The organism is Rhodoblastus sp. (assembly GCF_041915505.1).
Taxonomy (GTDB): domain Bacteria; phylum Pseudomonadota; class Alphaproteobacteria; order Rhizobiales; family Beijerinckiaceae; genus Rhodoblastus.
In genome coordinates, this window is the sequence record NZ_JAYSBG010000363.1 from 1 (window position 1) to 3432 (window position 3432).

General features: G+C 64.7%; 3 protein-coding genes. 1 reads left to right on the forward strand and 2 read right to left on the reverse strand.

Going from position 1 to position 3432, the window contains the following annotated elements; translation table 11 throughout:
• A partial coding sequence (locus tag ACE3S9_RS16940) for a sulfatase-like hydrolase/transferase (protein WP_374547653.1) occupies positions 1-1155 on the forward strand: 1155 nt, incomplete at its 5' end.
• 49 nt (positions 1156-1204) lie between these two features.
• Here ACE3S9_RS16940 and ACE3S9_RS16945 read toward each other — a convergent pair.
• Together ACE3S9_RS16945 and ACE3S9_RS16950 are read right to left on the reverse strand one after the other, a co-directional pair.
• Complete coding sequence (locus ACE3S9_RS16945) at positions 1205-2119, reverse strand: L,D-transpeptidase (protein ID WP_374547654.1); 915 nt, start codon at positions 2117-2119, stop codon at positions 1205-1207.
• A gap of 155 nt (positions 2120-2274) precedes the next feature.
• Positions 2275-3123 carry a lytic transglycosylase domain-containing protein gene (locus ACE3S9_RS16950; protein WP_374547655.1) on the reverse strand — a complete coding sequence of 283 codons (849 nt, stop codon included), beginning with the start codon at positions 3121-3123 and terminating at the stop codon, positions 2275-2277.
• Positions 3124-3432: the final 309 nt, after the last annotated feature.

The window sequence follows — 3432 nt, forward strand, 5'->3', positions numbered from 1 at the left end:
GACTGGATCGACAAATACGGGCCGCGCAACCTCGTCCATAGCTATGCGACCGACGTCGACGATCCGACGGTGCAGCCGCGCTGGGGCAAGATCGGCAAGCAGAAGATCACCGACGAGGGTCCGCTGCCGCCCTTCCCCAATATGAAGGGAATGCAGAACTGGCAGGAAAGCCGGCCGGCCAAATATGACATGGAGACGTTCGACGAAGTGCTCGTGAAGAGCAGCTCCGACTTCATGGACAAGGCGAAAAAAGACGGCAAGCCCTTCTTCATCTGGCACAACACGACGCGCATGCATGTGTTCACTTATCTGTCGCCCAAATATCAGGCGATGATGAACAGCCAGACCAATTACAATGTCGAGGAAGCCGGCATGGCGCAGCTCGACGATTCGGTCGGCGCGCTGCTGAAACATCTCGACGACATCGGCGAGACCAACAATACGATCGTGATTTTCACCACCGACAATGGCGCCGAGGTCTTCACCTGGCCGGACGGCGGCATGACGCCGTTCCGCTCGACCAAGGGCACGGTGTTCGAGGGCGGTTTCCGGGTGCCGGCGATCATTCGCTGGCCGGGCACGGTGAAGCCGGGCCGGGTCGAGAATGGCATATTCTCCGGCCTTGACTGGCTGCCGACTCTCGCCGACGCCGCCGGCAATCCCGACATCACCGACCAATTGCTCAAGGGCGTGACGCTCGGCGGCCAGACCTACAAGAACCACCTCGACGGCTATGACCAGATCAAACTGTTGAAGGGCGACGGCCCCTCGAACCGGCATGAACTGTTCTATTTCGGCGGACCGGCGCTCGGCGCCATCCGCATCGACGACTTCAAGTTCCAGTTCTACCAGCAGGACTACGGCTGGCCCGGCGAAAAGACCACGACCGACATGCCGACCATCGTCAATCTGCGGCAGGATCCGTTCGAGCGGACGCCGTCGATCCGCGGCCAGACGCTGAACAATCTCGGCGGCGGCTATATGAACGATTTCTACGCCCGCGAGTTCTGGCGCTTCGTTCTGGTGCAGCAGAAAGTGGCGGCTTTGGCGGAGACGGCGATCGATTATCCGCCGATGCAGGCGCCGGCGTCCTTCAATCTGGAAGCCGTGAAACGGCAGATCGAAGAGGTCGCCAAACGGCACGAAGGGCAATAGGCCCGACGGTGAGACGCGCCGGGCGATCGTCCGCCCGGCGCTGAAGTCCTTACATCACGACGACGCGCGCGCCCTTGGTGACGCGGCCATAGAGATCGATAATGTCGGCATTGTGCATCCGGATGCAGCCGGAAGACGCGGCATGGCCGATCGAGGACGGCTCATTGGTGCCGTGGATGCGGAACAAGGTGTCCTTGTTGTTCTGGAATAGATAGAGCGCGCGGGCGCCGAGCGGATTGGACAGGCTGCCGTCCATATGCTCCGGCAATTCAGGACGGCGCTCGATCATTTCCGGCGGCGGCGTCCAGCCCGGCCAGTAGGATTTGCGGCCAACCAGCGCCTCGCCCTTCCAGGCGAAACCCTGTTTGCCGACAGCAATGCCATATTCCATCGCCTGGCCGTTCCCCATCGAGAGGTAAAGCTTGCGCTTGGCGGTGCTGATGGTGATTGTTCCCGCGGGCTCCCCGGTCGGATCGACGATTTCCTTCCGCGCAGTCAGCTTGTAATTCACGTTCGGATCGAGATTGACCGGCGTCGAATAATTCGGGTCGGCGTCAGGCGGCAACACCGCGCTGGCGGCGGCTTCGCCCGGACGGCGATAGACGCCGCCGTCCAGCAACGAATTGCGCGCGCTGAGATCGACCACCGCGCCGTTGCCTTCATTCTCGGGCAGACGCTGGCGGGCGCTCTGCACGTGCGCCGGCTGTTGCGGCTGTGCGACAGGCTGGGAATCGCCGCCCCACCAGAAAGCCTGGTTCTGCTGCGGCGCGGCCTGTTGCGGCTGCTGCTGGACCGCCTGATGCTGCTGGCGTTGCTGCTGCGGCGTTTGCGGCTTCGCGGGCTTGGCCCGCTGCTGCGGCTGCGGGTCAGGCTGCTGGAAGGGCCAGAATTGCGCCTGCGCCTGCGGCGCCGCGAAAAGCACGCTCGCCAGCAGGGCGAAGCGAACGGTCGATTTGGGGGACATGGCGGTCCAATCCTTTGGGCGGACGGGGAGCAAGGCGCCGATCCTCGCCGGGCCGCTCCGCAATAGCTTCGTTCTATTTGCGAGACAGGGGCGCCTTTGTAAAGACAGATCCAGTGGAGAAAGTTCCTCCGGCGCGCGATCCGCCGGGCCCTGTATCATGTTTTCAACACTGCGCAGGCGCCGCCGGCGCGTTCGATGGCCGTGCAGAGCGCCTGGGCCTGCGCGCGGGTCTGGGCGGGGGCGCGCACGCGCCAGAACCGCGCGAAGCCGCGCCCCGGCGCCCTCTTGCCGATCACCATCGGCTCGCCGTCGCCCAACAGCGCCGCGAATTGGCGATGCGCCCGTTGATAGGCGGCGAGCGCCGCGCGCTTGTTGAACGAGCCGGAAAGCTGCACGCCCCAGGGCGCGGTGAGGGTCGATCCGGCGAATTGCTCCGGCTCGCGCGCCCGGATCGCTTCCGCCGTGGCGAGACAGGTCGCCGGCTGGGCGAATTCGGCGTCCAATTTGGCCGCAGCGGCGCCGTCGCGCCAGTCCTCGGCGGCGTGGCGGGTGACGATCTCGACATAGGTCTGCGTCTCGAAGGGCAGCCCGCCGGCGCCCGCGAGCCAGCTCGACACCCGCTGCGGCCCGCCATTATAAGCCGCCGCCGCAAGGCCGAGATTGCCGAATCGCAACCGCAGTTCGGCCAGGAATTCGGCCGCCTTGGGAATCGCCTGTTCGGGGTCGAAAGGATCGACGAGGCCGCGCTCGGCCGCCGTGCCCGGCATGAATTGCGCGATGCCCTGCGCCCCCGCCGGGCTCACGACCTGCGAGCGAAAACTGCTCTCACGCCAGATCAACCGGGTCAGGAAGGCCGGCGGCAGATCGTGGGTGGCGGCGGCCTGTTCGATCATCCGGCAGACCTCGCCGCGCAATCCGCCCGGACTTTCCGCCTGCCCAGGATTTTCCGTCTGTCCCGGGCTTTCCACCGCCGCCGGATGGGCCGGCGTCGTCAAAGCGAGCATCGCCGCAGCGACGAGAGCCGGCGCTGTTCGCGTGCGCGAACGCAAACAGGGTTTTGCAGCCCAAACCGCTGTTTTCCGCCCCGAAAAACGCCAAACTTCCATTATGGCTTTCCCCGCGAGCATGAAGGCCGGCGACGCTATTGCGGCCGGCTTTTCGCGGCGTTCCTGACAAGAGATAGGGCGGTTCATGGGCTTAGTACGTTTCGCCTTGCGCTTTCCGCATACATTCTACGTGTTCGCGGCGCTGATTCTGTTTCTCGGCGGCATCGCGATCAAGACCATGCCGGCCGATATCTTCCCGGAAATCCG

Bases quoted from the DNA above. Each gene is read 5' to 3' on its own strand.
- ACE3S9_RS16950 (WP_374547655.1), bottom strand. From the start codon at position 3,123: ATGCTCGCTTTGACGACGCCGGCCCATCCGGCGGCGGTGGAAAGCCCG.
- ACE3S9_RS16945 (WP_374547654.1), bottom strand. From the start codon at position 2,119: ATGTCCCCCAAATCGACCGTTCGCTTCGCCCTGCTGGCGAGCGTGCTT.